This window comes from Geoanaerobacter pelophilus (genome assembly GCF_018476885.1).
Lineage (GTDB): Bacteria > Desulfobacterota > Desulfuromonadia > Geobacterales > DSM-12255 > Geoanaerobacter > Geoanaerobacter pelophilus.
In genome coordinates, this window is sequence record NZ_JAHCVJ010000001.1 from 479,910 (window position 1) to 499,888 (window position 19,979).

Genomic DNA, 19,979 nt, shown 5'->3' on the forward strand with positions numbered 1-19,979 from the left:
ACAACCCTCAGAAAAGGAGACAGACAGATGAACGCACCAGCTCAAATCATTCCCCTCAGTCCCACCGCATCATCCCTCACTCACCACGCCGTCAACATCAGTGATCTGAAGGCCCAGGTAAACCTGATTCAATACGTCATGCGTGACGTCATGAAATCAGGGGAGCACTACGGCACCATTCCCGGCTGCGGAGACAAAGCAGTTCTTCTCAAACCGGGCGCCGAAAAGCTCATGCTCACCTTCAGACTGGCAAACGACGTGGATGTGGAAACCATCGACCTGCATCTCGGCCATCGGGAGTATCGCATCAAGGTGACGCTCTACTCACCGGCAGGCCAGCGTCTCGGTACCGGTGTCGGTTCCTGTTCGACCATGGAAAGCAAGTATCGTTTCCGTGTCGGACCTATTGAACTGACCAACAGACCAGTGCCAAACAAATACTGGGATCTTCGCAAGGAAAACCCGGCAAAGGCGCAAGAGATCATCGGTGGACGCGGCTTCAGTGCAAAAAAGGATGAAAGCGGCAACTGGATGATTGCCCGCCAGGGAGAAAGGGTCGAACACGACAATCCGGCGGACTATTACAACACCTGCCTGAAAATGGCCAAGAAGCGGGGATTAGTGGATGCAGTACTTACCTCAACCGCTGCCTCAGACATCTTCACCCAGGACATTGAGGAAGATCCTGACCTTTACGGACAGACGGAAAACAACGGGGGAAACAGTGTCGGCAACACCAACACCACCTCCGGGACTCCGCATACTGCCAAACCGGACAGCACCCCATCATCCCACGAAGCCGAACCTGTTTCGACTTCAGAGATCATCGGGTATCTGACGGCCAAGGGGATCAGGATGGAACTCTCCGCAGATGAATCGGAGATCTCCGCCTTCCCGGACTTCAACGACTCCTCAGCCCGCCAATGGCTGAAAGACCACGGCTTCAAATGGGACGGCAAAGGCAAATGCTGGCAATACCGGTAGCGCCTGACGTTCCAGAATAAAACTCACTCACAACCTACCTCAGCAGGGAGACAACTACTTTCTCCCTACCGGGGGTGTCTTGTCTCCTCTGCCGGGTACAACCCACAGACAAGGAGACAAGAACATGAATACCCACATCATCAAATACGTAACTGTCAAAGGCTATCAGGTGCCGGTCTATGCTCCCAAGAAGGAACTCCAGGTCAGCATAGACGTCACCCGGATCATTACCGGTGTCATCTTCGGCTCGCTGCTTACCGCAGTCGGAGCAATACCGTTTCTGATCTGAAAGGAGACAGCCATGAGCAAACTCGCTGCATTTCTGGGACGGGCTATTCCGACCCATCAAAAGAAACAATCATCACATCTTGGTGACCGAACTGTGTACGTCGGAGCCTCCGATATCGCCGGTTGTCCGCGTAAAGCTGCACTCGGCAAACAGTTCCCATCTGATTACGACATCAAGACCTTACTCCGTTTTTCCCGTGGCCATGCTGCACAAGCCATGTATGCCGAGTTCTTCAAGACCGGCGGTGCCCTCTTCGAGGAAGAAGTCGAAGTGAAACATCCGCAGTTCCCAGAGCTCAGGTGTCATATTGACTACCTGTTCTATGCGAACCGGCAGACCAAACGGCTGCACATCGTGGAAATGAAGTCGACCGACGGCATCCCCGATGAACCTTACGCATCCTGGGTGGATCAGCTGCACGTCCAGATGGGCCTGTTGCAACTCACCCTCGATCCGGAAGTGGAAATCGGCGGATCGATCCTGGTAGTAGACCTCAATGCGGGAACATACCGGGAATTCAACAGCTACACACCTAACAAGCTGGTGTTCAATCAGCTCATGGAAAAAGGTCAGCACATCCTTGCGGCAACACGCGGCGAATGTGCACCTCGAACCGAGCCGGGCATACTCTGCGGTTATTGTCCGTTTCGCACCGGTTGTCCTTCCCATGCCGTAGGTCTGGATCTCCCACAGGAGATTCTGGAAGCCGGCAGGAAATACCTGGAGTTGAACGAACAGAAAAAGGCTCTCGAATCACGTTTGGACATCCTGAAGAATGACATCCTCACCTTTGCGGATGGCGCATTCAAAGGTGCATCGGACGGGATACTGATCAATGTCACTTCAGTGGCGGAATCGGTAATGATCGACAGTTTCAAACTCAAGAGAAACTATCCTGACATCTACGACCAGGTCACGAAGCCGAAAGCCGGTTTCGTCAAACTTGAAATTAAGCCATTCACGCCGCTCGCAGCTCAAGCAGCCTGAACCAACCCCACCAGGGGGCATCACGCTCCCCATGGGAAATCTCCATTCATGGAGGCGTGTTTGCCCCAGTGAAAGGAGATTACCGATGAAAACATTCCGTACCGGCACATTGCCGCCCGACCTTAAGTCATTCTCCCTGACGAACAGAAAAGAAAACCTGAAAGAGGCCCTGCACACCATTGTGACGCTGATCCTCATGGCAGCAATCTTTCTGCTAGTCATGGTCGCTGCCGTTCCGCCTGAACCGAGGGAATACCCCGCTGGTTGGGAGGAGGTGCGCGGATGATGGAGTCATACATCACTATCTATACCGAAGAGGAAGCACTTCCAGCGGATTCCGCCATGAACGAGGTCAATCTGTCACTGCACGGAGCCAACCGCTTTCTGGAACGGAACATCCCGCTGGAGGCTGTCGAAGGTGTTCGTCACCTTCTGCCGCTCCTCAACGATAAGCCACTCAAGTTCAGGTACAAGGGGGTGCAGGTCGTTGCCCGACTGGTCAACGGCTCTCCCAGGATCATTACCGCCTGGAGGGTACCACCACCTCAATAGATATTTCACGGCAGACCACTGCTATCACAAGGAGGCCATCATGAGCCCGAAAACTCCAAGGCCCAAGGCTGCCACCGGCTTCACCATCGAACGCCGGTCATCCTGCGGCAAAATTTACACCACGGTAACAGTGTCTCCGACAACAGCGAAACCCATGGAAGTATTCATCCGCTTCGGCAAAGCCGGAGGATGTGGTTCCGCCATGGCCGACGGTATCGCTCGCCTGGTCTCCTACGGGCTCCGTTCGGGACTTGAGCCGACTGATGCTTTCAAAGCTTTGAGCGGCATTGGCTGTCACCTCGGGAGCAATACCTGTCTCAACTGCGTAGCCGAATCGATCCGCTTTGTGCTCGCGCATCTGGAAACAGGTCGCGACATCAACGAACTGATCGAGGATGCAGCTCTGGCGGAAGCAAATGCCAGCACTCACGACTTCATCTGATACCAATCCAATTCAACACCTGGCAGGGGAATAGACATCCCTGCGGGGTGGTCTGTCTCCCTGTCGGGTTACAACCCTGCACAGGAGGCAGACATGAACTACGAAATCAGGAGCACGTTCAAAATCGACGCGCCCAAAACGGTAACCATCAAAGGCAGGACACCGGGACACCCAGCTGTTCCACCGGCGGACGAGCAGTACATCTTCCGTCAGGCAACACTGTCTGACCTGTTCACCTGGTATCTATTGGGAGAGCGGTCTCTCTACCTCACCGGCCCCACCGGCTGCGGCAAATCCTCCGTCATCATCGAGGTCGCAGCACGGCTCAGCATCCCCCTCTGGAACGTTGTCGCCCATTCCCGTCTGGAAACACCGGAACTGATCGGCGGCTATCGGCTCAATGCCGGCGGAGGAATGGATTTTGTGCATGGGCCACTCATTATTGCCATGAAAGAAGGTGGCTGGTTCCTGATCGATGAAATCGATCTGCTCGACCCATCCACTGCAGCGGGACTGAACGGCGTTGCCGAAGGCCGATCCATCACCATTCCGGAAACGGGAGAAGTGGTGACGGCTAATCCGGATTTCCGTTTCATTGCCACTGCCAACTCCAACGGAGCAGGTGATGCCACGGGTCTCTATCAGGGGATTTTGCGGCAGAACCTGGCTTTTCTCGACCGCTTCTACATGATCGAGGTCGGTTATCCCGATCCTGAGATCGAAAAGAAAATCCTGACCGAGGTAGCACCATCGGTTGGGAGCGACATCAGAGACCGCATGGTGAACATCGCCAATGAAATCCGCGCCCTGTTTATCAAGGGTGAAGCAGAAGTCACGCTTTCGACCCGAACCCTGACCAGGTGGGCACGTATCACCGCCTTCCAGGCACGGGCTGCAGCAAGTCAGGGCATGTCCAACGGCGAAACATTGACCAAGGCCTTCGACCGGGCACTCGGCTTCCGGGCTGAACCCGACACCCGAACCGCCCTGCATGCAGTTTTGCAGCGGCATTTCGGTGACCGGAGGACGCCATGACCAGGTACAGGTGCATCAAATCCTCCGTGGATCTGCACCTGCAGGACAGGGTAAGAAACCACGACAAGGTCTACCATCTGGCGGTATTCGAGCGGGACGACGGCAATTACGACGTCCTGTACCGTTACGGTCGCCGGGGCACAACCATGCGCCTCGGTATCCTCAAAGGTGGTGAAAACATCTGCGACTATCGCTCAGCCAGCAATCTCATGACCCGCAAGGAAGCGGAACAGGTCAACGGCGACGGGTACCAGTATGCCAGCGGCATTACACCTGACGTCTGGAAGGATCTGCTGCCAACTTCATTCGGCCCTGAAAAAACGGCTGAAAAACAGCAACCAGCCAAGCAACCTGAACCAGCAGCTCCGGCACCTGAAATTGGCGGTGACGGACCGAAAACCTGGTTCTGGTAATCATTACAACCCCACTGGGGGAGACCTACTCCCTCGTGGAGAAGTCTCCTTCCGGCTTACCTTTGAAAAGGAGACACCATGAACAATCAAACCACCATCACCAAGGTTCTCCAGGGCCTTGTCCTGATTCATCTCAGCTTCTCCGTCTGGTCCGGAAAGAAGAAACTCCGACCAGAAGACCTCAAGGGAGCGAATCTGCCACCAGACAAACTTGCCTCGCTCGGTTCCAAGCGCATCTTTGCGCCTGACGCACTCAAGGTGTTCGCCACCCTGAAGCGTCAGGCCGAACGGGCTTGCGAGGAGGTGGGAGTAAGGTTCCTCGGCGGCTATGCCATTCCCGAGGAAAAGCTGGTTCCCCTCATGGAGAAGATGGAACAGATCGAACAGAGCTTTGCTACGGCAAAGACTGACTTTCTGTCGGCATACGACGACAATCTCAAAGACTGGCTCGCTGAAGCTGGCGAATGGTCGGAGATCGTCGCCCGTGCCGTTGAACCAGCCAGCCGTGTTGCAGAACGACTTGCCTGCGGATTTACCGCCTTCAAGGTGGAAGCCCCGGGTGAAGCTGCTTCAGCAACACAACCACTGGAGCGTCAGGTAGGCGGACTCGCGGATCAACTGATCCATGAGATTGGCGCCCTGGCAAAATCTACCTGGGAGGAATCGTACCGGGGGCGAACTTCCGTAACCCGGAAGGCACTTCGTCCCCTGAAGGCGATTCTCGACAAACTCTCCAGCCTGAGCTTCGTCGGCCCTGACAAGATCAGCGCCCTCGTTGCCAACGTGAACGCGGCGCTCGCTACCGTACCCAAATCCGGACCCGTTACCGGGGCAACCCTGATGGGTCTGGTCGGAGTACTGTGCGAGCTGTCCGACATTGCCGGTTTCATCACGACCGAGGAACGGGAAGAGATGCTGCAACCTCTCCCCGAACCTGAAGTCGAGTCGGCCCCACCAACCATCATTCCGCCAAAGACCATTGCGAGAAGACCACAGCCGGCAAAGCAGGTTGAAGCCCCGGCTGTCTGGTTCTGGTAGGGGGACACCATGAAAGCACGTCCTCTTGCCCTGATCGCCAAGGTCCTTGGCCGGAAATACGACATCACTGTGACCATTGCCGGACAGATCGCCTGTACCACCGGGAAGGAAATAACCATCCCGGTCGTGTCGGGAGATCATGCTGAAGCGCTTGCCCATGGCTATATCGATCATGAGGCGGCGCACGTCCGGTATACCGACTTTTCCGTGCAACTGACGGATAATTTCGCGGGGGATCTGCTCAACATTCTGGAAGATGTCAGGATCGAGCAGTCAATCGGTTGGGAGTATCCCGGCTGCATTGCCAACCTCCGTGAACTGACGCGCATCCTGGTTGAACAGCATGGCGCGTTCAGACCCGACCCGTCCCATCCATCCCAGAGCATCCTTGCCTGGATCATGGCCCTGACCCGTATCGCGGTGCTGGGTCATAATTCGATGCGGCAAACCAGGGACAGCGCCGAACCATTGGTCCGGCAAATCCTTGGGGAGTACTTCAATCAGGCAGTACAGCTTCTGGATCGGACCGGGACTCTTCGGTCAACCCGTGAGACAGCAGCGCTTCGCGATGAATTGATGAAGCTCATTCGTAACGCTGCACAGCCAAAGCAAACAAATGGCCAGTCCCAGACATCTCAAAGTGCTTCCGGCAGTAACGGTAACGCTGGCCAGGGGAATCAGGATGGTCAATCGCCACAGAAAAACGCCACGAGCACCAATGGCGGTCAACAGACGAAAGACGATGGCAAGCAGCAAGCGCCATCACAACCTTCTGGCAATTCTGACAACGGCACATCTTCCGGCCAACAAACACCGGGTCAGTCGGGTGAATCACTTGAAACAGCCCGGCAGGCCATCTCGGAAGCACTGTCTGGAAAGAGCATCGGGTCCTACGGAAACGTAGGTGAGAAACTTGCCGAACTACTCTGTCAGAACGCAACCGAAAGCTCGTTCAACGGATCAGGAGCTGCTGCACCACGACTCCCGACCGCCGAACCACTACGAAATGCCAGCGGCTACGATGACATCTCAGCTCTTCGTGTCCATACGGCAGCTCTGCGAGCCCGCCTTCAGGGACTCGTCCAGGCATCAAAACAGAAACGCTCCACCCCGGCCAGCATCGGACACCGACTGGATTCTCGTGTTCTGACCCGACTTCGTGTCGGCGATACACGGGTCTTCAACAGGAAAGAGGAAAAACGGGCAGTCAACACGGCTGTCTGCATGCTTCTGGACAGTTCCGGAAGCATGGGCAACTCGACCCTGCTCAACAAGATGGGTATTGCTTCCCGCGCCTGCTTTGTGGCTTCGGAGGCTCTGTACTCCATTCCCGGTGTCCGTACGGCGATTGCGACCTTTAAAGGTTTCGACAATCGCGTTTTCCCCATGGTTGATTTCGGGGAAAAGCCGGATCACAGCAGATTCAACATCACCGGTTCCGGCGGCACCAGGCTTGGCCATGCTCTCTGGTGGGCATGGGGCGAGCTCTGCCTGCGCCGGGAAACACGCAAGATCTGCATCGCCTTCTCCGACGGAGAAACCGGCGATGGCCCCGTCACCCAAGCCGCCATCAAGCGGATGCGGGAATCGGGGATTGAGGTGATCGGGATCGGTATCCAGGACACAAGTATCAAACGATACCTGCCCGACAATCACCGGATCATCAAGAACCTCGACCAATTTACACCGGCCCTCCTGGAGTTGTTGCGGGAGAAGCTGGTCGCCTGATCATCCCACACCCCGACGGGGAATGCCATTCCCCACGGGGAGATGTGCGTTCTCCGTCGGTACTACACGAGGAGAACCATGAAAATTACTATTTCAAACGACAAGGCGTCAGCAACGGTCATCTGCCGGGATCTGATCCTGGACGATTCTGTGCCCGGCGCCCGCAATCTCTTCTATCTCACCGCCTACGGCCCCACTCAGGAGATTCGGGCTTTCGCCCAGATTCTTGCCATAAAGGGGTCGCTTGAATGCCACGGTAAAGAAGACAGATCAACCAACATCTGGAGCAACCATCCCCTGCGGGTCATACCGAAGATGGGCGAAGGGTATTCGGGGGCATACATTACGCCGTCGTCTGACTCGTCGTTTCTGATCGGCACCTCGAAGGCGGATTGCTACCAGGTCTTTACCAGGATTCTCGATCAGCGGGAATTCGTCCATCGCGATTGGTATGAGACGCTGTTCAACGAAGTATCCATGGAAATAGAGCCCCTTGTGGGAAACAAGCGGTGCTGGAAATTCCGGACCCACGAACTCAAGTCGGAGATAGTCAACCGGCTCAAGTACGGCGGGCTCAAAATGCCTCCCGCGACAGCGCACTTCACCATCGAGAAGGAGGAACGCCATGCGTTATCCAATTGAACAGGTATCGGACAACTGGGAACGCCGGATCATCAAAAACGGCTACGTTCAACACCGTGAAGTCTACCGTAACGCTACTCACGGAGCGTGGCAGTTTTACGTATCCGGCTTCGGACCCACGGTCGAAGTCGGTACGGGACGCTGCACCGTCCTTAAGGAAGGTGGCAGCTATGACCGTACTGTTTCCATCGATGCCGACAACCGGATCAAGATCAATGGCCGCTGGTATGACCAGCGCTATTGGGATCACTGAGACGAAGATGTAACTTTTAACTATCCCGCTTCGGGGGTAGGCGGCTTTGACCACCTCCCCAAGGGATGAGTGCGTCATCTCCGCCTGCCCCTGTTACCAAGGAGACAGGCATGGAACTTACCACTACCATCAACAGCTCGTTTTCCCGCACCCGGGGGAATGAACTGAACAAAGGGTATTACCCGACCTTTCCATCTGACGTTCAGACGGTTCTCCGTATTCTGGAGCCGTCATTCGGTTGGAAAAGCCGGCGCTACAATGCCCTGAAAACTATCTCCGTCCTTGACCCCTGTGCGGGTGAAGGCGAATTCCTGACCACGGTGACCCGCTGGCTCAAGCGGCGCTTTGCCGCCTCCAACGGTTCACCACACGAAATCCTCTCCTATGCCGTTGAACTGGATGCCGGCAGGTTCGCCAGGATTCACGGAACAACCCAGAAGCTTAACTCGTCGTTCTTCGACGTGGAGCTTTCCGGCAAGTTCAATCTGATTCTGCTGAATCCGCCCTACAACAAGGCCGCCGGCAATGAACTGGTCACCTGGATGAAAAAGACAGCCCCTCTGCTGGCCTATGAAGGAGTGATGGTTCTCATCATTCCCGAGTATGAGCTAAAAGGGAGACTGCTGGACATTATCCAGGGGACATTTCCGTTCGCCTACGCCTTCCAGAGCGAGGAATACGCCCGCTTCAAGCAGGTGGTCGTATTTCTGGCAAAGAACCAGGACAACAGCGGCGAGTATTATCGTCAATACGCTCGATTCCAGAGTTGGCCCGTTGCCAACCTGGGGGATGGAGCGGTACGGGTAAAGTACACCGTGCCGGGCAAACGCCAGACTCTTTCCCTTGGCGGCAGCAATGGCAGCAACCGCCCGCTCATGACGGCCCGCGACCTCTCGGAGTTATACCGGGAGTGCGAGGAGCGGCTTGACAAAGCGGCAGTCATGGTGCTGGACCGGCAGTATCCGTCGTCCTACGACAACAGTATCCAGCCCGTCTCAACCCTGCGAACGGCGCACGCCGTCCAACTTGCGGCTATGAACAGTCAGATCGAATCCGTCACCATCAACGGCGACTTCTTCCTGGCCAAATTCATGGTCATCACTAAAACCGAGACCTTCAAGGACCCGGAGAACAACTGCGAGACGATGGTCTGCAAGCCCACCGTCGAAGCATTTCTGATGGATCGCCATGGGTACGTTCAACCGGCCCGGGAACATGGGTTCGACTATTACGAACTCAACAGCCGTCTCTCATCGGTGCTTCTGCAGAAACTCTCGCGGCTCTACCAGCCCCTCCATGAAATCGGCCAGGACGAAACATACCTGGTTGATGAGCTGCAGGAGATCGGTCTGCTCCCCCCACAACGGGAAGCGGTCAAGGCGGTCATCAAGGCCTATCGCTCAGGCCGCCGGGGCATTGGCATTCGTGCCAACACCGGCACCGGGAAAACATGGATGGCGAAAGCGGTGAAGTACCTCACTGAGGCCAAACGCACGGTGATGGTATCGGAACCGCAGCTCATCCCCCAGTTGGCAAAGGAATACGCCAATGAGGGGTTCAATGTGCATGTCATCGACTCCTGGGAAGCCCTGAAGGAATTTTCTGCAACCAGGCCGCACGGTCTCTACCTGATTGCCTACACACGACTCAGGATGCACCCGAAATACCGGCTCTGCATCAAGAGTCGCAAAACCATCGTCAAGAAGAATGGCCACAGCTCCGTTGAATACACGGAAGTCTGCCCATCATGCCGTTCGGCTCTGTCCGAGAAGATCCGCAAGGGTGACAAACCCAAGTGCTCGGACTGCGGCGAACCGCTCTTTACCTATATCCCTGAAAATGACCGGCCTGTCATGACCTATCGTCGCTGGATCAGCGAGATCGAGAACAACGGTACCGCCACGGAAGCCCGGACACACAACAAGCAGCTTCCGTACATCCGGCTCTTGAAACGGATACCGTTCGACCTCGCCATTTTCGACGAAGCCCACAACGCGGCCAACCTGATGAGCAATCAGGGGACCGCGTTCATCCGGCTTGCCGCAACTGCCAAAAAGGTTCTTGCCCTCACCGCCACCGTAACCAACGGCATGGCAAAATCCATCTACAACATCCTGTGGGGGTTGAATCCAATGCAAATGCGCAGTGCCGGCTGGGAGATGAAGTCAGCCACTGATTTCCAGACCAAGTACGGTGCGTTCAAGACCGTCAGGAAAACCGATGAGAAAAACCGTCACCGTGAATCGGAGCGTGTCACCACCTACGATACGGCTGGTATCTCACCGGCAGCCCTGATCTTTACGATTCCCAACTTCGTCAACGTGGACAGTGACGACTTCGACGACCTGCCACCGGTGGAACGGGAGGTCATCAAGTGCCAGGCACATGCCCTGGTGGAAACCTGTCACCGGAGCATCGAAAACATCATCGACAAGGCAGACCTGCCGCCGGAAGACCTCCTGGCAGCTGCAGCCGTCCGCAATGCCGCGTTCCTGCGCGTCAGCGACACGTTCCGGCACTTCAACGACGAACTGAAACTGCGGGATATTCCGCTCGGCACACTGCACCGGCTGTCACTTCCCGACGGGGAGCTGCTGCTGGAAAAAGAAGAAAAACTGATCGGTATCGCCCAGGGGGTGATCGACCGGGGAGAGCGTCTGCTGGTCTATACCGGCAATACGCAGAAGATCGACATGCGCCCCGTCCTGAAACGCATCCTTCGGGATAACGTGCAGGGCGCCAGCATTGAGATCCTGCCCGACTCGGTAGGACCCGAAAAACTGGTCGGCTGGTTCGAGCAGGTAACGGCCCAGGTCGTTGTCGTCTCCTTCCACCGGGTCGCCACGGGTCTCAACCTATCCCAGTTCAACAACCTCGTCTGGTACGACTACACGTCCAACACCAGACTGGCCGAACAGGGAGACGGCAGAATTCGTCGCGTCAATACCGCTGACATCCACCGGGCCCAGTTCGGGGAAGTCCGTCCCGTCCGTTACTGGTATCTCACCTCTTCGGAAGTCCAGGCACTGCAGCTTGCCTACACCCTGGAGAAGAGGATGGTCGCCAAGCTGGCGGAAGGAGAAACTCCGGACATTGACCCGGCGGAATGCAGCAGCAGCCAGTCGTTTTCATCCCTGATGACAAAGGCGCTCAAGGAGGGGAACTTCAACTACACGGACCCGTCGTCCCTGTTGAAGAAGATGACCCAGCACGAGAATGCCAGAGTCAGGGGAGACAACAAGGGAGAAGCGCCGATCAAAAGCAACATCATCCATCTACCGATCACCAGGCCGGAACCTGCTCCAGTTCCACCATCCATTGCCGTCATCCATTGTGAAGACGGCAGAGAGGTCACTCGGGACCTGCCATTCGGCATGTACCAGACCTTACTGGATGCGGGAGCCCTGGAGTTCACCCTGTTTGGCGTCTATGTGCGTAATCCCGCCCCCAGGCGGAAATACGCCTGACGAAACCTCAACCATCAACCCGTGCGGGGACTGACACCCCCGTAAGGGTCGGTCTGTTCCCGCACATTACAAGGAGACAGACCATGACAGACACCATATCAGCAAAACGCCTCATCATACCCGTTCACGACAACAGCGAGTTTTTCTCCGACAACGCTGACTACGCCATCATCGATCTCGACGCCACGCTCATCGAGCGGATCAAGAAGCTCGCGGTGGTTGTCAGGCAGATGAAGGCCTGCAAGATCAGCGAATTCAACTATACCTGCGAGTTCATGACGACTGACGTGGACGCCGAACCTGATAACGGTAAGGTTGCCCTGAAGGAATTCGAGGGACGGATGGAGTGCAACACTCTGAACGTCACCGATGACGATTTCTTCTGGTCTGGCTACTACAAGCACACCGACGTCCGGTGGGAAACCGACACGGTGCGGCTTGCTGTACTCAATGAACCTGACGTCCACGATGAACGGGAAACCTGCGTAAAAGAGGAGGTCGCGGCATGAGCCCTCTTGAACGAACGACAGACGAACCGACCAACGAGGAACGTGCCGACCGTATCGACACGGTCATGCAGGCCTACTGTCTGACCCTTGAAGAGCGGGATTTCGACGGCGACGAAGATGACGTCAAGGACATGCTCACGGATCTGATGCACTTCTGTGAGCGGATGGAGATTGACTTCGAGGAGAATCTCCGCGTCGCCCGCAACAACTACGAACATGAACGGCATGCGAAAAATGGCACGCCGAACACCATCGGCTGCCCGGTATGCGGCTGTTTTCTGGAAGTCTCCCGAACCGATACCCTGTTGGGGATCGACCGGGAGATTTTTGACTGTCAGAATTGCGATGAAACCTTCATCCGGGAATTGACGGTTGCAGACAGCCCCATTGAACGGGCCGTAAAATGTGTCGGCTGCGGCAACATGATCCCGCAATCCTCCGCACGTGTCTTCTACCAGCGGGACGACTACGCCCATTTCATCGGCAAGTGCTGCTGGGACAAACGACTGAGCAGCTGAACCAATATAAATAATTCATCCTGCGGGGAGACACGACAATCCCCAAGGGGGAAGTCTGTCTTCCTGCCTATTGCAAAGGAGACAGACCATGCCCACCAAAATCACAATAAACCCCGGCTATGCCGGCGGCGTTTATGTTCTCGATCATGGCGAGTTCTATACCTGCCTGGGCTTCGATGTCGTTTTGAAGAAAGCGGCAGCCCTGGCTACGGAACTGAACTCTCCCGAATACTCCCCTGTTCCGACCGAACGCGGCACCATGGCAGCTTATCGTAAGTACGCTGACCTGGTTGATAAAGCCCGCCAGAAGAATATCGCAACCGGATGGCGCTCGCGTGTTGACCTTACAGCCGATCTGATCGGCCTGGAGGGAAAACGTGTGGAAGTCATCGACTGTTACGGGGATCGCCGACGTTTCATCGTCGGCCGGTCGACCGGGTGGATTCCATGCCACCTGGAGATCAAATCCCGGAGCAGTTCCGGAGGCGAAGCTCTCTGGGGGACTCCGTTTCGCTCGGTACGGGTAGTTGGAGGTACGGCATGAACATAGGCCCTCACACGACAGGAGGTTCGAGAAGGATGACCGTGAAAACCGTCATCTCTGCGGCGAAGGAATTCGGCGTACCGGAACGCTATGCGATCATGCGCCGGCTTGCCTTCCTGCAACCGCAAATCAAACATCTGGAGCGTGAAATATGGGGAGCCCAACAGCGGATCGAACGAAGTTCCAACCCGCTGACAAAGGCTCTTATTGCATCCTTAATCAATGACCAGGAGAAGGAGTTGCGACCTCTGAAGCTGGAGGCAACAGCTCTGCTTAACCATGTCAACGGCAAGGAAGCGCGACCGGTAGCTGGCAAGATCACCCCTGAGATGATAGAGCAGGCCCGGCAGTATCCCATAACCAGCATTATAGACTTCCCCAAAGGAAAACACCGTTGCTGTCCGTTTCACAAAGATAGCAATCCATCCATGGCGCTGTACGAGAATCATGTCCACTGTTTCGTCTGTAACCGGACATGGGATTCCATCAGTGCCACGATGGAACTTGATGGCGTGACCTTTCGGGAGGCCGTGCTGGCGCTCCAGACCTAAACCTATAACTATCAACCCTATGGGGGCGACCACTGCCCCTGAGGGGGAGTCCGCCCTCAATATTTTCGGAGGTGGACATGAACTTTAATCTATTCGGTGAACCGGTACCACCGGTCACCAAACGAATCATGGTGAGGTCTATCGAGGCCCGTTACCGCAACGAGGTCGTGCGCGACGATGCCCCTGAGTGGGTATCGCTGCGTTTCACGAAACCAGAGCAGGTATTTGAAATGTTCCGGAATCTCCGGCGGGAGACGAAGGAGCATTTTGTTGTTCTGCATTTGGACGGCAAGAACCGGATCGTCTGTTTCGACCGGGTATCAATCGGATCACTCAACCAGGCAATCGTGCATCCCCGGGAGGTGTTCAAGACGGCATGCCTGTCCAATGCGGCAGCCATCCTCCTTGTGCATAACCATCCGACGGGTGACCCGACTCCCAGTAAGGAAGATATTGCCATCACCACGCGTCTCAAGGAGAGCGGTGACATCCTTGGTATCAGGGTGCTGGATCATATCATCGTCGGCGATGACGATTTCATGAGTTTTGTCGAAAAAGGATATCTGTAGATAGAGAGGGAGTGGCGCTTCGTGCGCCCTCCCTCGACTCTTCCCCCGGTTCAAAAGGGTTCCCTGGAGTCACCGTCCCGACGGTGGTTGCAGGGAGCCCTTTTGGGCCACCATCACATCGATAAGGGGGAGAGAGTCATGTCAGTTCGCGCACGCATTAACGGTAGGGAATTCACGCTGTCATGGGAGGAATTCGAGAAGGCACTGATGAAGAATGATTTGTCAGGAGGCGAGTTCGAGGTTCTTGCCATCATTTCGGGAGTGAAACCCTACTAGCATCTTCAGGCCGGATACCCGTCCGGCCTGGATAGAGGCGGCCCTTGTGGTCGCCTTTTTATTTATGTGTATCGACTCAGGTGGCGCGTGAATAAACAAACTCCCGTAACCCCTGATCAACATTCGATCTGAAGTATTCTTCACTCAACCTGGGATCAAGCTTAAATCCCGGTGACAGGGTCAATCCAGACGTTCGCAATAGACGCTCCGCCGAAACCGCACGTTCAGTCACGTCCAGAAATGGCAAAGTCCTTATTGCCGCGGCATCGAATGTACAGAGGGTGAGATCTTCCTGTCTGACCAGAACGGCAAGTGATTCAATCTCGCCAGCGTGGACACCCTGTTGTCGCAACAGCGGCAGCCGGCGGAGAACCTCCTGCATCTCTTCGGCAGTTGCTAGGGTTTCAGTCACGAGACCAGTGGTAATATACTGCTGTCGAAAATCTACCTGAAATTTCCGCCCAGCTCTGCGGTAATACTTGACCTCATCTACCACCGTTGAGGCAACATGCAGGTCATGCATGGCTACAAGTCGGTCAAAAACGTCGATTTCGAGAAGTTTGATGATAACGTCGGCATCAAGAAGCCATAATTTCAATCGACTCGCCCTCCGCCTCGCTCAATCCCCGATATTCAAGAAACTCATCAATATCAGCGCGATCAATATCAAGCAGTTCTGAGAACTTGCCACGAGAAATCAATCCCTTGCGGAGACATTTCACTGCAAGCAGTGTGAATCTTTCCGAAGAGGGGGTTTCGTAGTCAGCATCCCTTCTGATGCGCCGGTCGATCATCAAAAGCTCATCGTTTCTTGCCAGATCGTTCGCTTTTTCCCATTCGATGAAACGCATGTTCGCCATTCGATAGAGCAACGCCTGTGTTGAAACGCCAAATTCCCGGGCAATGTCGACAATGTCCGAAAAGGAAAGCTTTTGTTCCTTTATCCGCGCATTCAACTCTTCACGAACTGCACTTTCCGGGAGGAGCAGAGTCGAGGCAAAGCGCTCGGCCTTTTTCTCAATATCCTTGAACAGTGCTTCATCCTGCTCAAGATCCGAAGGGTTGAACGTATTCCAGGTGATGATATGGAACAGTTCGTGGGCAAGAGTGAAATTGATGCGCCATGGTGCTTCTTCGCTATTAACGACGATGGCGGCGCCAAATTCAGGGTGAACCGTTGAAGCAGCGGAACCAAACTCGGACAACTCGATAAAGAGAATTTTGGTACGGAGCATCTGCTCCATAACCTTCTGCAATGAAAGTGCAGGCCTGCTGCCCATGTTGAGAAGGTTACTCACCTTGGCGGCCAATGCATCAACCTGATGGTAGGTGCGGATGTCTGCCGGTGAAACGGAAATAACAGGACCAGATCCTTCTTCTACCAGGCCGAGCAATTTTTCAAGTAGATGGTACTCCTCGAATCTGTGCTTTATCGATGCCTCTATTTCACTTTTTCGTTCGGAAGGAGCCCGGCGCCAGAGAAAATGCACGGCTGGCTGTGGTACATCATCCCCCATGAGCAGGTTGTTCAAGTTACAGAAATACGTTTTGGCAAATTGAGCCAACTCGCTCGCCTTTACCTCCCGATCACCTTTTTCGATATTACTCAGTGTCTGGTAATTGGTGAAACCAAGACGAGTTGCTGCATCGCCAATCGACAAGCCAACCGCTTCGCGGGCCTTTCGGAGACGTTCAGCCAATTCCAATCTCGACATTAAATTTCCCCCTTTCTGTCAAGTAAAAATATAAATAAATTATACTTGCATGTCAACAATATAATAAATTATTATATTGTTGATTGACAAAGCGAATACCACACAATATATTGAATTCAATTGTTAGCGAGATACCATATGTGGTGCAAAAACAATAAGGAGATTGCCATGTCACGAAAAGAACATCATGTAGTGCCGAACTCAAACGGCGGGTGGGATGTTGTCAAACCGGGAGCTCAGCGAGTATCCGTTCACACGGAGACAAAGAGGGAAGCAATTAATCAGGGGAGAACAATCAGCCAGAATCAGCAGTCAGAGTTCATCATCCACAACAAGAACGGCAGAATATCCGGGGCAGACAGTCACGGTAACGACCCATTTCCACCCAGAGGTTAACCGCCATCACGCGTTTTTTGCCCGCTCTTCGCGGTCAAGGAGCCGTTGCGCCCATTCGCGTGCCCGCTGATATCGTTCCAGTTGGCTGGCGCTTGGCAGCTGGCCGCTGGTCATGACACTGGATGCCTCCAGCAACTCCTGGAGCGCTGCCAGCAGATCTTCATTACTCATTTCAGAAACCTCCATGCGTAGTTTATCCTTCAGTTTGAATCCGGCCAGCAACATCGTGAAAGAAGTCGTGCGACCAGAGAGTAAGCATCTGCTGATCATTGACGAACGGCGCCACGTCTTTTCTCGCCTGATTTACATCGAGTCGGGTGATGGTATCGAACAGCAGATCACGAAACGCCGCAGAAGATAATGGCGCTTCACCGTTCCAATGGCCGGTCTGCCGCATCCGCTGTTCAAGATGAGCAAGGTTCAGCTGCGGATGATTAGCTGCATACCAGACAAAATCGTACCAGTCGCGGCCTTTCACCCGGTTTTTCCATTTGCGGTACAAAATAGCATGCATCTTGCCGGCAAAGAGATCCGGGAGTGTATAGCTCCTGACGGCAAACGGGATTGGTTGCAGCAGGTAGCGGGTCGAGGTGTTAAAACCGGGCGGTGGGTCCGTGTCCACCTCGATCTTCACCTTCAGCACCTGGCCGGCTGCAACCTGACCGGCAAGTTCCTCACCGGCCTCAATGACCAGGAGTTCATTACGGGTGTTCGCCTTGAGGAATGCAGACTGCACCGCAGATTCCACCGCCTTGTCAACCATCTCTACCCGGACATTGAAACCGAATGCCAGGAGTTCTTCCTCAAGTGATGCCGTGTACCGAGCCAGATTAAAATCGGGGGATGGCGTCAGGAGTGAGAAATCCAAATCCTCGGAAAACCGGTCGAGTCCGTACAGGATGCGCAGAGCCGTACCGCCGTAGAATGCGGCGTGCTCAAAAAACTTGGCCCGCCAGAGTCCGAGCAGCGCCACTTCCTGAATAATCTCCCGTAGTGCTCTGACTGAATCGTCAACGCTCTTCGGTTCATATTTGGCAAGCATGCGGGTCACCGCCTCATGCATTATCGTGCTCCTTTACTCAGACGGGTAATCAGATCGGCCAGCAGCTTCACTCTGCGAGATCTGTAGTGCCTGGCGATTTCCGCAAGTCGGGCCGGATCGAGTCCACGGAGATTTGCAGGGTCGATGCGTAGATCAGCCAGCAGATATTCATGCAACTCCTTCTGCGTTGAAATGCCGGCGCCCCGGTCGGCAACGATCCGGTCTGCCAGAGCCTTTTCCGGAATGGCGATCAGAAAAGAACGGCCATCATCCAGTTCAACCTGGTCCATACCGGTACGGAATGCTTCCATCGGGATCATTCGATACGAAAAAGTACCGACCGGCGAATCGAAAGTCCGGGAGCGGCCACAGGTTACCGAAGTTACCGTCTCAACCCGTTCAGGTGTCAGGCCATGATAGTGCAGCGCATATTCGAGGGAAACATAGGCCGGACCATAGATGAGATTGGCAAGCAGTTCGCGACAAAATGGCCTCCGGCGCAATGACTCACCTAGGATATAGAGCCCCTTCTTGACGCGGACTATATCCCCTTTGGCCAGCATGCCGGAAATCTTCATCCGTGGCTGTGTATATCCGTGGACAGAATCCAACAGAGTCTGATAGTCAAACTCCTCGTAGGGAATGCTCTTGAGCAGAAGGCTGTTAGTCATGATCACCATCTCCTGAGTGATAGCGACAATTTATCAGTTAACAACATAGTATGTCTACATATATTAGACATACTATGTTGTTGTATAGCATATATCAGAATATATTACCTGTTCACTATAAGCATCCATTCCAATTTTCAGCTAGAATTTTTCCACCTTCACAGTTGCCAAGTAAACAAATTATGTATATTATAAAACCATGTAAGGGGGATTATCCAATGGCACTTGCTCACGCAAAAACAGCCGACATTGACCTCACTTCCGACGATTCACGAAGCGCACTATCGAAGATGGTCATCAAACTATTCCACCTCTGGGATCTTTCGACCGCCGATCAGCTCGATCTGTTGGGCCTGAGCCCCAAGAGCCGGGCCATGCTGGCAAAATACGGCAAGGGAGAAGCGCTGCCCGGCACCCGCGACATTCTGGACCGTGTCGGCTGGCTCCTGGCCATTCACAAGGCGCTGCGGCTTCTCTACCCGCAGAATGAAGATATCCGCTATTCATGGGTTTCCCGGCGGAACACGGCTTTTGACAACCTTACCCCACTTGCTGTCATGAAGGAACAGGGAATCATCGGCATCGCCAAGGTAGCCCGCTACCTCGATTTCTACCGTGGGCGCTGATTCATGCCGTGTCTATTCGACAAAACCTGCGATTTCAACGATGACCTTTTTCGCAACATTGTATCCTTGCGCGAGTCGGTCGATCTATTTTCAGATTTGACTGACGGTGACGAATATTCGAGCGAAGTGGCCATTACAGCAGAGATGCGGGTAAAGACCGAAATACCGACCGGACTAATCAAGCGGGGTTTTCATTATACCACCGCAATCGGCTACCCCTTCGAGACCGATCCCTACTTGTCCAGCCGTTATGGGAATGGAGCGTTTGGCGTCTGGTATGGTTCACTGGAATTGGAAACCACGATCCATGAAACGGCACACCATATGATCCGGGAAGAACTGCGGGTCGAAGGCATTAAAGGCCCCGTCATCCGGGAACGCGCCGTTTATCTCGTCCATGGTCGGGCAGTGCTGATTGATTTGCGCGGGAAAGAGAAACACTTCCCCGGCTTGGTTGCACAGGATTACAGCCTTACCCACCAGATTGGCGAGCGGCTGCATAGCGAGGGGCATCCAGGACTATTGGCACCTTCCGCTCGATGCAAAGGCACCAACCTGGCATCGTTTACTCCCTCTATTCTCAGCAACCCCAGGAATCATTGTTACCTGACGTATCGGTGTTATCCTGAAAGGCAGTCGGTATCTGTAGAACGGTTGCCCGGCGAAATTATTATGGAGATACGACCGGCTGCTGTGTAACACGGCTGTTATGGCACATTATAGTATTGGTTG

At 54.5% G+C, this 19,979-nt stretch carries 26 protein-coding genes and 1 pseudogene; 22 read left to right on the forward strand and 5 right to left on the reverse strand.

Features of this window, described 5'->3' with window-relative positions:
* Nucleotides 1-27: 27 nt before the first annotated feature.
* From KI809_RS02225 to KI809_RS02315, 19 genes and pseudogenes are all read left to right on the forward strand, one after another.
* The gene (locus KI809_RS02225) at nucleotides 28-984 is read left to right on the forward strand and encodes a hypothetical protein (RefSeq protein ID WP_214169878.1); all 957 of its coding nucleotides are present in this window, start codon (nucleotides 28-30) and stop codon (nucleotides 982-984) included.
* Between the two features lie 124 nt (nucleotides 985-1,108).
* The gene (locus KI809_RS02230; protein WP_214169879.1) at nucleotides 1,109-1,273 is read left to right on the forward strand and encodes a hypothetical protein; all 165 of its coding nucleotides are present in this window, start codon (nucleotides 1,109-1,111) and stop codon (nucleotides 1,271-1,273) included.
* Nucleotides 1,274-1,285: 12 nt separating this feature from the next.
* Nucleotides 1,286-2,260, forward strand: coding sequence for a PD-(D/E)XK nuclease family protein (locus KI809_RS02235; protein ID WP_214169880.1), 975 nt, complete (start codon nucleotides 1,286-1,288; stop codon nucleotides 2,258-2,260).
* Nucleotides 2,261-2,345: 85 nt separating this feature from the next.
* A complete protein-coding gene (locus tag KI809_RS02240) occupies nucleotides 2,346-2,546 on the forward strand; it encodes a hypothetical protein (RefSeq protein ID WP_214169881.1) in 201 nt (66 codons plus the stop codon).
* Nucleotides 2,543-2,812 (forward strand): hypothetical protein, encoded by a 270-nt coding sequence (locus KI809_RS02245; RefSeq protein WP_214169882.1) that lies wholly within the window; start codon nucleotides 2,543-2,545, stop codon nucleotides 2,810-2,812. The genes KI809_RS02240 and KI809_RS02245 overlap by 4 nt, the downstream gene beginning before the upstream one ends.
* A 40-nt stretch (nucleotides 2,813-2,852) precedes the next feature.
* Complete coding sequence (locus tag KI809_RS02250; RefSeq protein WP_214169883.1) at nucleotides 2,853-3,254, forward strand: TSCPD domain-containing protein; 402 nt, start codon at nucleotides 2,853-2,855, stop codon at nucleotides 3,252-3,254.
* A 93-nt stretch (nucleotides 3,255-3,347) separates the two neighbouring features.
* Nucleotides 3,348-4,289: an AAA family ATPase gene (locus KI809_RS02255; RefSeq protein WP_214169884.1), complete on the forward strand. Its 942-nt coding sequence runs from the start codon at nucleotides 3,348-3,350 to the stop codon at nucleotides 4,287-4,289.
* Nucleotides 4,286-4,702 (forward strand): hypothetical protein, encoded by a 417-nt coding sequence (locus KI809_RS02260; protein WP_214169885.1) that lies wholly within the window; start codon nucleotides 4,286-4,288, stop codon nucleotides 4,700-4,702. Before KI809_RS02255 ends, KI809_RS02260 begins: the two co-directional genes overlap by 4 nt.
* Before the next feature lie 78 nt (nucleotides 4,703-4,780).
* Entirely contained in the window at nucleotides 4,781-5,740 is a 960-nt protein-coding gene (locus tag KI809_RS02265) for a DUF3150 domain-containing protein (protein WP_214169886.1), read from the forward strand.
* A 9-nt stretch (nucleotides 5,741-5,749) separates the two neighbouring features.
* Complete coding sequence (locus tag KI809_RS02270) at nucleotides 5,750-7,468, forward strand: VWA domain-containing protein (RefSeq protein WP_214169887.1); 1,719 nt, start codon at nucleotides 5,750-5,752, stop codon at nucleotides 7,466-7,468.
* 78 nt (nucleotides 7,469-7,546) lie between these two features.
* Nucleotides 7,547-8,110, forward strand: coding sequence for a hypothetical protein (locus KI809_RS02275; protein WP_214169888.1), 564 nt, complete (start codon nucleotides 7,547-7,549; stop codon nucleotides 8,108-8,110).
* Nucleotides 8,094-8,363 carry a hypothetical protein gene (locus tag KI809_RS02280; RefSeq protein ID WP_214169889.1) on the forward strand — a complete coding sequence of 90 codons (270 nt, stop codon included), beginning with the start codon at nucleotides 8,094-8,096 and terminating at the stop codon, nucleotides 8,361-8,363. The genes KI809_RS02275 and KI809_RS02280 overlap by 17 nt, the downstream gene beginning before the upstream one ends.
* A 110-nt stretch (nucleotides 8,364-8,473) precedes the next feature.
* A complete protein-coding gene (locus KI809_RS02285; RefSeq protein WP_214169890.1) occupies nucleotides 8,474-11,830 on the forward strand; it encodes a DEAD/DEAH box helicase family protein in 3,357 nt (1,118 codons plus the stop codon).
* Between the two features lie 83 nt (nucleotides 11,831-11,913).
* Nucleotides 11,914-12,339 (forward strand): hypothetical protein, encoded by a 426-nt coding sequence (locus KI809_RS02290; protein ID WP_214169891.1) that lies wholly within the window; start codon nucleotides 11,914-11,916, stop codon nucleotides 12,337-12,339.
* On the forward strand, nucleotides 12,336-12,857 hold the full coding sequence (locus KI809_RS02295) for a hypothetical protein (protein ID WP_214169892.1): 522 nt from the start codon (nucleotides 12,336-12,338) through the stop codon (nucleotides 12,855-12,857). The genes KI809_RS02290 and KI809_RS02295 overlap by 4 nt, the downstream gene beginning before the upstream one ends.
* Nucleotides 12,858-12,945: 88 nt before the next feature.
* Nucleotides 12,946-13,401 (forward strand): hypothetical protein, encoded by a 456-nt coding sequence (locus tag KI809_RS02300; protein WP_214169893.1) that lies wholly within the window; start codon nucleotides 12,946-12,948, stop codon nucleotides 13,399-13,401.
* Nucleotides 13,402-13,436: 35 nt separating this feature from the next.
* The gene (locus KI809_RS02305) at nucleotides 13,437-13,952 is read left to right on the forward strand and encodes a CHC2 zinc finger domain-containing protein (protein ID WP_214169894.1); all 516 of its coding nucleotides are present in this window, start codon (nucleotides 13,437-13,439) and stop codon (nucleotides 13,950-13,952) included.
* 194 nt (nucleotides 13,953-14,146) lie between these two features.
* Nucleotides 14,147-14,521, forward strand: a pseudogene (gene radC, locus KI809_RS02310) (RadC family protein); the annotation flags it as partial.
* Nucleotides 14,522-14,659: 138 nt separating this feature from the next.
* Nucleotides 14,660-14,797, forward strand: a complete 138-nt coding sequence (locus tag KI809_RS02315) for a hypothetical protein (RefSeq protein WP_160295206.1) — start codon at nucleotides 14,660-14,662, stop codon at nucleotides 14,795-14,797.
* 76 nt (nucleotides 14,798-14,873) lie between these two features.
* Here KI809_RS02315 and KI809_RS02320 read toward each other — a convergent pair whose 3' ends face one another.
* Nucleotides 14,874-15,395 carry a hypothetical protein gene (locus KI809_RS02320; protein WP_214169896.1) on the reverse strand — a complete coding sequence of 174 codons (522 nt, stop codon included), beginning with the start codon at nucleotides 15,393-15,395 and terminating at the stop codon, nucleotides 14,874-14,876.
* Entirely contained in the window at nucleotides 15,376-16,512 is a 1,137-nt protein-coding gene (locus tag KI809_RS02325) for a helix-turn-helix domain-containing protein (protein WP_214169897.1), read from the reverse strand. The genes KI809_RS02320 and KI809_RS02325 overlap by 20 nt, the downstream gene beginning before the upstream one ends.
* Before the next feature lie 168 nt (nucleotides 16,513-16,680).
* On the opposite strand from KI809_RS02325, the gene KI809_RS02330 reads away from it, so the two are divergent.
* Nucleotides 16,681-16,908, forward strand: coding sequence for a DUF2188 domain-containing protein (locus tag KI809_RS02330; protein WP_214169898.1), 228 nt, complete (start codon nucleotides 16,681-16,683; stop codon nucleotides 16,906-16,908).
* A 6-nt stretch (nucleotides 16,909-16,914) separates the two neighbouring features.
* On the opposite strand, the gene KI809_RS02335 is transcribed toward KI809_RS02330, so the two are convergent.
* The 3 genes from KI809_RS02335 to KI809_RS02345 are packed head-to-tail and all read right to left on the reverse strand — an operon-like array spanning nucleotide 16,915 to nucleotide 18,621.
* Nucleotides 16,915-17,079 carry a hypothetical protein gene (locus KI809_RS02335; protein ID WP_214169899.1) on the reverse strand — a complete coding sequence of 55 codons (165 nt, stop codon included), beginning with the start codon at nucleotides 17,077-17,079 and terminating at the stop codon, nucleotides 16,915-16,917.
* Between the two features lie 22 nt (nucleotides 17,080-17,101).
* Nucleotides 17,102-17,971, reverse strand: a complete 870-nt coding sequence (locus KI809_RS02340; RefSeq protein ID WP_214169900.1) for a nucleotidyl transferase AbiEii/AbiGii toxin family protein — start codon at nucleotides 17,969-17,971, stop codon at nucleotides 17,102-17,104.
* A complete protein-coding gene (locus tag KI809_RS02345; protein ID WP_214169901.1) occupies nucleotides 17,971-18,621 on the reverse strand; it encodes a type IV toxin-antitoxin system AbiEi family antitoxin domain-containing protein in 651 nt (216 codons plus the stop codon). The genes KI809_RS02340 and KI809_RS02345 overlap by 1 nt, the downstream gene beginning before the upstream one ends.
* A 218-nt stretch (nucleotides 18,622-18,839) precedes the next feature.
* Between KI809_RS02345 and KI809_RS02350 the strand changes: the two genes are divergently transcribed.
* Nucleotides 18,840-19,247, forward strand: a complete 408-nt coding sequence (locus KI809_RS02350) for an antitoxin Xre/MbcA/ParS toxin-binding domain-containing protein (protein WP_214169902.1) — start codon at nucleotides 18,840-18,842, stop codon at nucleotides 19,245-19,247.
* A 3-nt stretch (nucleotides 19,248-19,250) separates the two neighbouring features.
* A complete protein-coding gene (locus KI809_RS02355) occupies nucleotides 19,251-19,946 on the forward strand; it encodes an RES family NAD+ phosphorylase (RefSeq protein WP_214169903.1) in 696 nt (231 codons plus the stop codon).
* The last annotated feature ends 33 nt before the right edge of the window (nucleotides 19,947-19,979 follow it).

What these genes read in the sequence shown, in the direction of transcription:
- KI809_RS02305 (WP_214169894.1), top strand. Translation starts at nt 13,437, where the DNA reads ATGACCGTGAAAACCGTCATCTCTGCGGCGAAGGAATTCGGCGTACCG.
- KI809_RS02285 (WP_214169890.1), top strand. Translation starts at nt 8,474, where the DNA reads ATGGAACTTACCACTACCATCAACAGCTCGTTTTCCCGCACCCGGGGG.
- KI809_RS02250 (WP_214169883.1), top strand. Translation starts at nt 2,853, where the DNA reads ATGAGCCCGAAAACTCCAAGGCCCAAGGCTGCCACCGGCTTCACCATC.
- KI809_RS02225 (WP_214169878.1), top strand. Translation starts at nt 28, where the DNA reads ATGAACGCACCAGCTCAAATCATTCCCCTCAGTCCCACCGCATCATCC.
- KI809_RS02280 (WP_214169889.1), top strand. Translation starts at nt 8,094, where the DNA reads ATGCGTTATCCAATTGAACAGGTATCGGACAACTGGGAACGCCGGATC.
- KI809_RS02355 (WP_214169903.1), top strand. Translation starts at nt 19,251, where the DNA reads ATGCCGTGTCTATTCGACAAAACCTGCGATTTCAACGATGACCTTTTT.
- KI809_RS02290 (WP_214169891.1), top strand. Translation starts at nt 11,914, where the DNA reads ATGACAGACACCATATCAGCAAAACGCCTCATCATACCCGTTCACGAC.
- KI809_RS02260 (WP_214169885.1), top strand. Translation starts at nt 4,286, where the DNA reads ATGACCAGGTACAGGTGCATCAAATCCTCCGTGGATCTGCACCTGCAG.
- KI809_RS02350 (WP_214169902.1), top strand. Translation starts at nt 18,840, where the DNA reads ATGGCACTTGCTCACGCAAAAACAGCCGACATTGACCTCACTTCCGAC.
- KI809_RS02265 (WP_214169886.1), top strand. Translation starts at nt 4,781, where the DNA reads ATGAACAATCAAACCACCATCACCAAGGTTCTCCAGGGCCTTGTCCTG.
- KI809_RS02230 (WP_214169879.1), top strand. Translation starts at nt 1,109, where the DNA reads ATGAATACCCACATCATCAAATACGTAACTGTCAAAGGCTATCAGGTG.
- KI809_RS02315 (WP_160295206.1), top strand. Translation starts at nt 14,660, where the DNA reads ATGTCAGTTCGCGCACGCATTAACGGTAGGGAATTCACGCTGTCATGG.
- KI809_RS02325 (WP_214169897.1), bottom strand. Translation starts at nt 16,512, where the DNA reads ATGTCGAGATTGGAATTGGCTGAACGTCTCCGAAAGGCCCGCGAAGCG.
- KI809_RS02330 (WP_214169898.1), top strand. Translation starts at nt 16,681, where the DNA reads ATGTCACGAAAAGAACATCATGTAGTGCCGAACTCAAACGGCGGGTGG.
- KI809_RS02240 (WP_214169881.1), top strand. Translation starts at nt 2,346, where the DNA reads ATGAAAACATTCCGTACCGGCACATTGCCGCCCGACCTTAAGTCATTC.
- KI809_RS02345 (WP_214169901.1), bottom strand. Translation starts at nt 18,621, where the DNA reads ATGACTAACAGCCTTCTGCTCAAGAGCATTCCCTACGAGGAGTTTGAC.
- KI809_RS02335 (WP_214169899.1), bottom strand. Translation starts at nt 17,079, where the DNA reads ATGAGTAATGAAGATCTGCTGGCAGCGCTCCAGGAGTTGCTGGAGGCA.
- KI809_RS02300 (WP_214169893.1), top strand. Translation starts at nt 12,946, where the DNA reads ATGCCCACCAAAATCACAATAAACCCCGGCTATGCCGGCGGCGTTTAT.
- KI809_RS02270 (WP_214169887.1), top strand. Translation starts at nt 5,750, where the DNA reads ATGAAAGCACGTCCTCTTGCCCTGATCGCCAAGGTCCTTGGCCGGAAA.
- KI809_RS02295 (WP_214169892.1), top strand. Translation starts at nt 12,336, where the DNA reads ATGAGCCCTCTTGAACGAACGACAGACGAACCGACCAACGAGGAACGT.
- KI809_RS02275 (WP_214169888.1), top strand. Translation starts at nt 7,547, where the DNA reads ATGAAAATTACTATTTCAAACGACAAGGCGTCAGCAACGGTCATCTGC.
- KI809_RS02245 (WP_214169882.1), top strand. Translation starts at nt 2,543, where the DNA reads ATGATGGAGTCATACATCACTATCTATACCGAAGAGGAAGCACTTCCA.
- KI809_RS02255 (WP_214169884.1), top strand. Translation starts at nt 3,348, where the DNA reads ATGAACTACGAAATCAGGAGCACGTTCAAAATCGACGCGCCCAAAACG.
- KI809_RS02340 (WP_214169900.1), bottom strand. Translation starts at nt 17,971, where the DNA reads ATGCATGAGGCGGTGACCCGCATGCTTGCCAAATATGAACCGAAGAGC.
- KI809_RS02235 (WP_214169880.1), top strand. Translation starts at nt 1,286, where the DNA reads ATGAGCAAACTCGCTGCATTTCTGGGACGGGCTATTCCGACCCATCAA.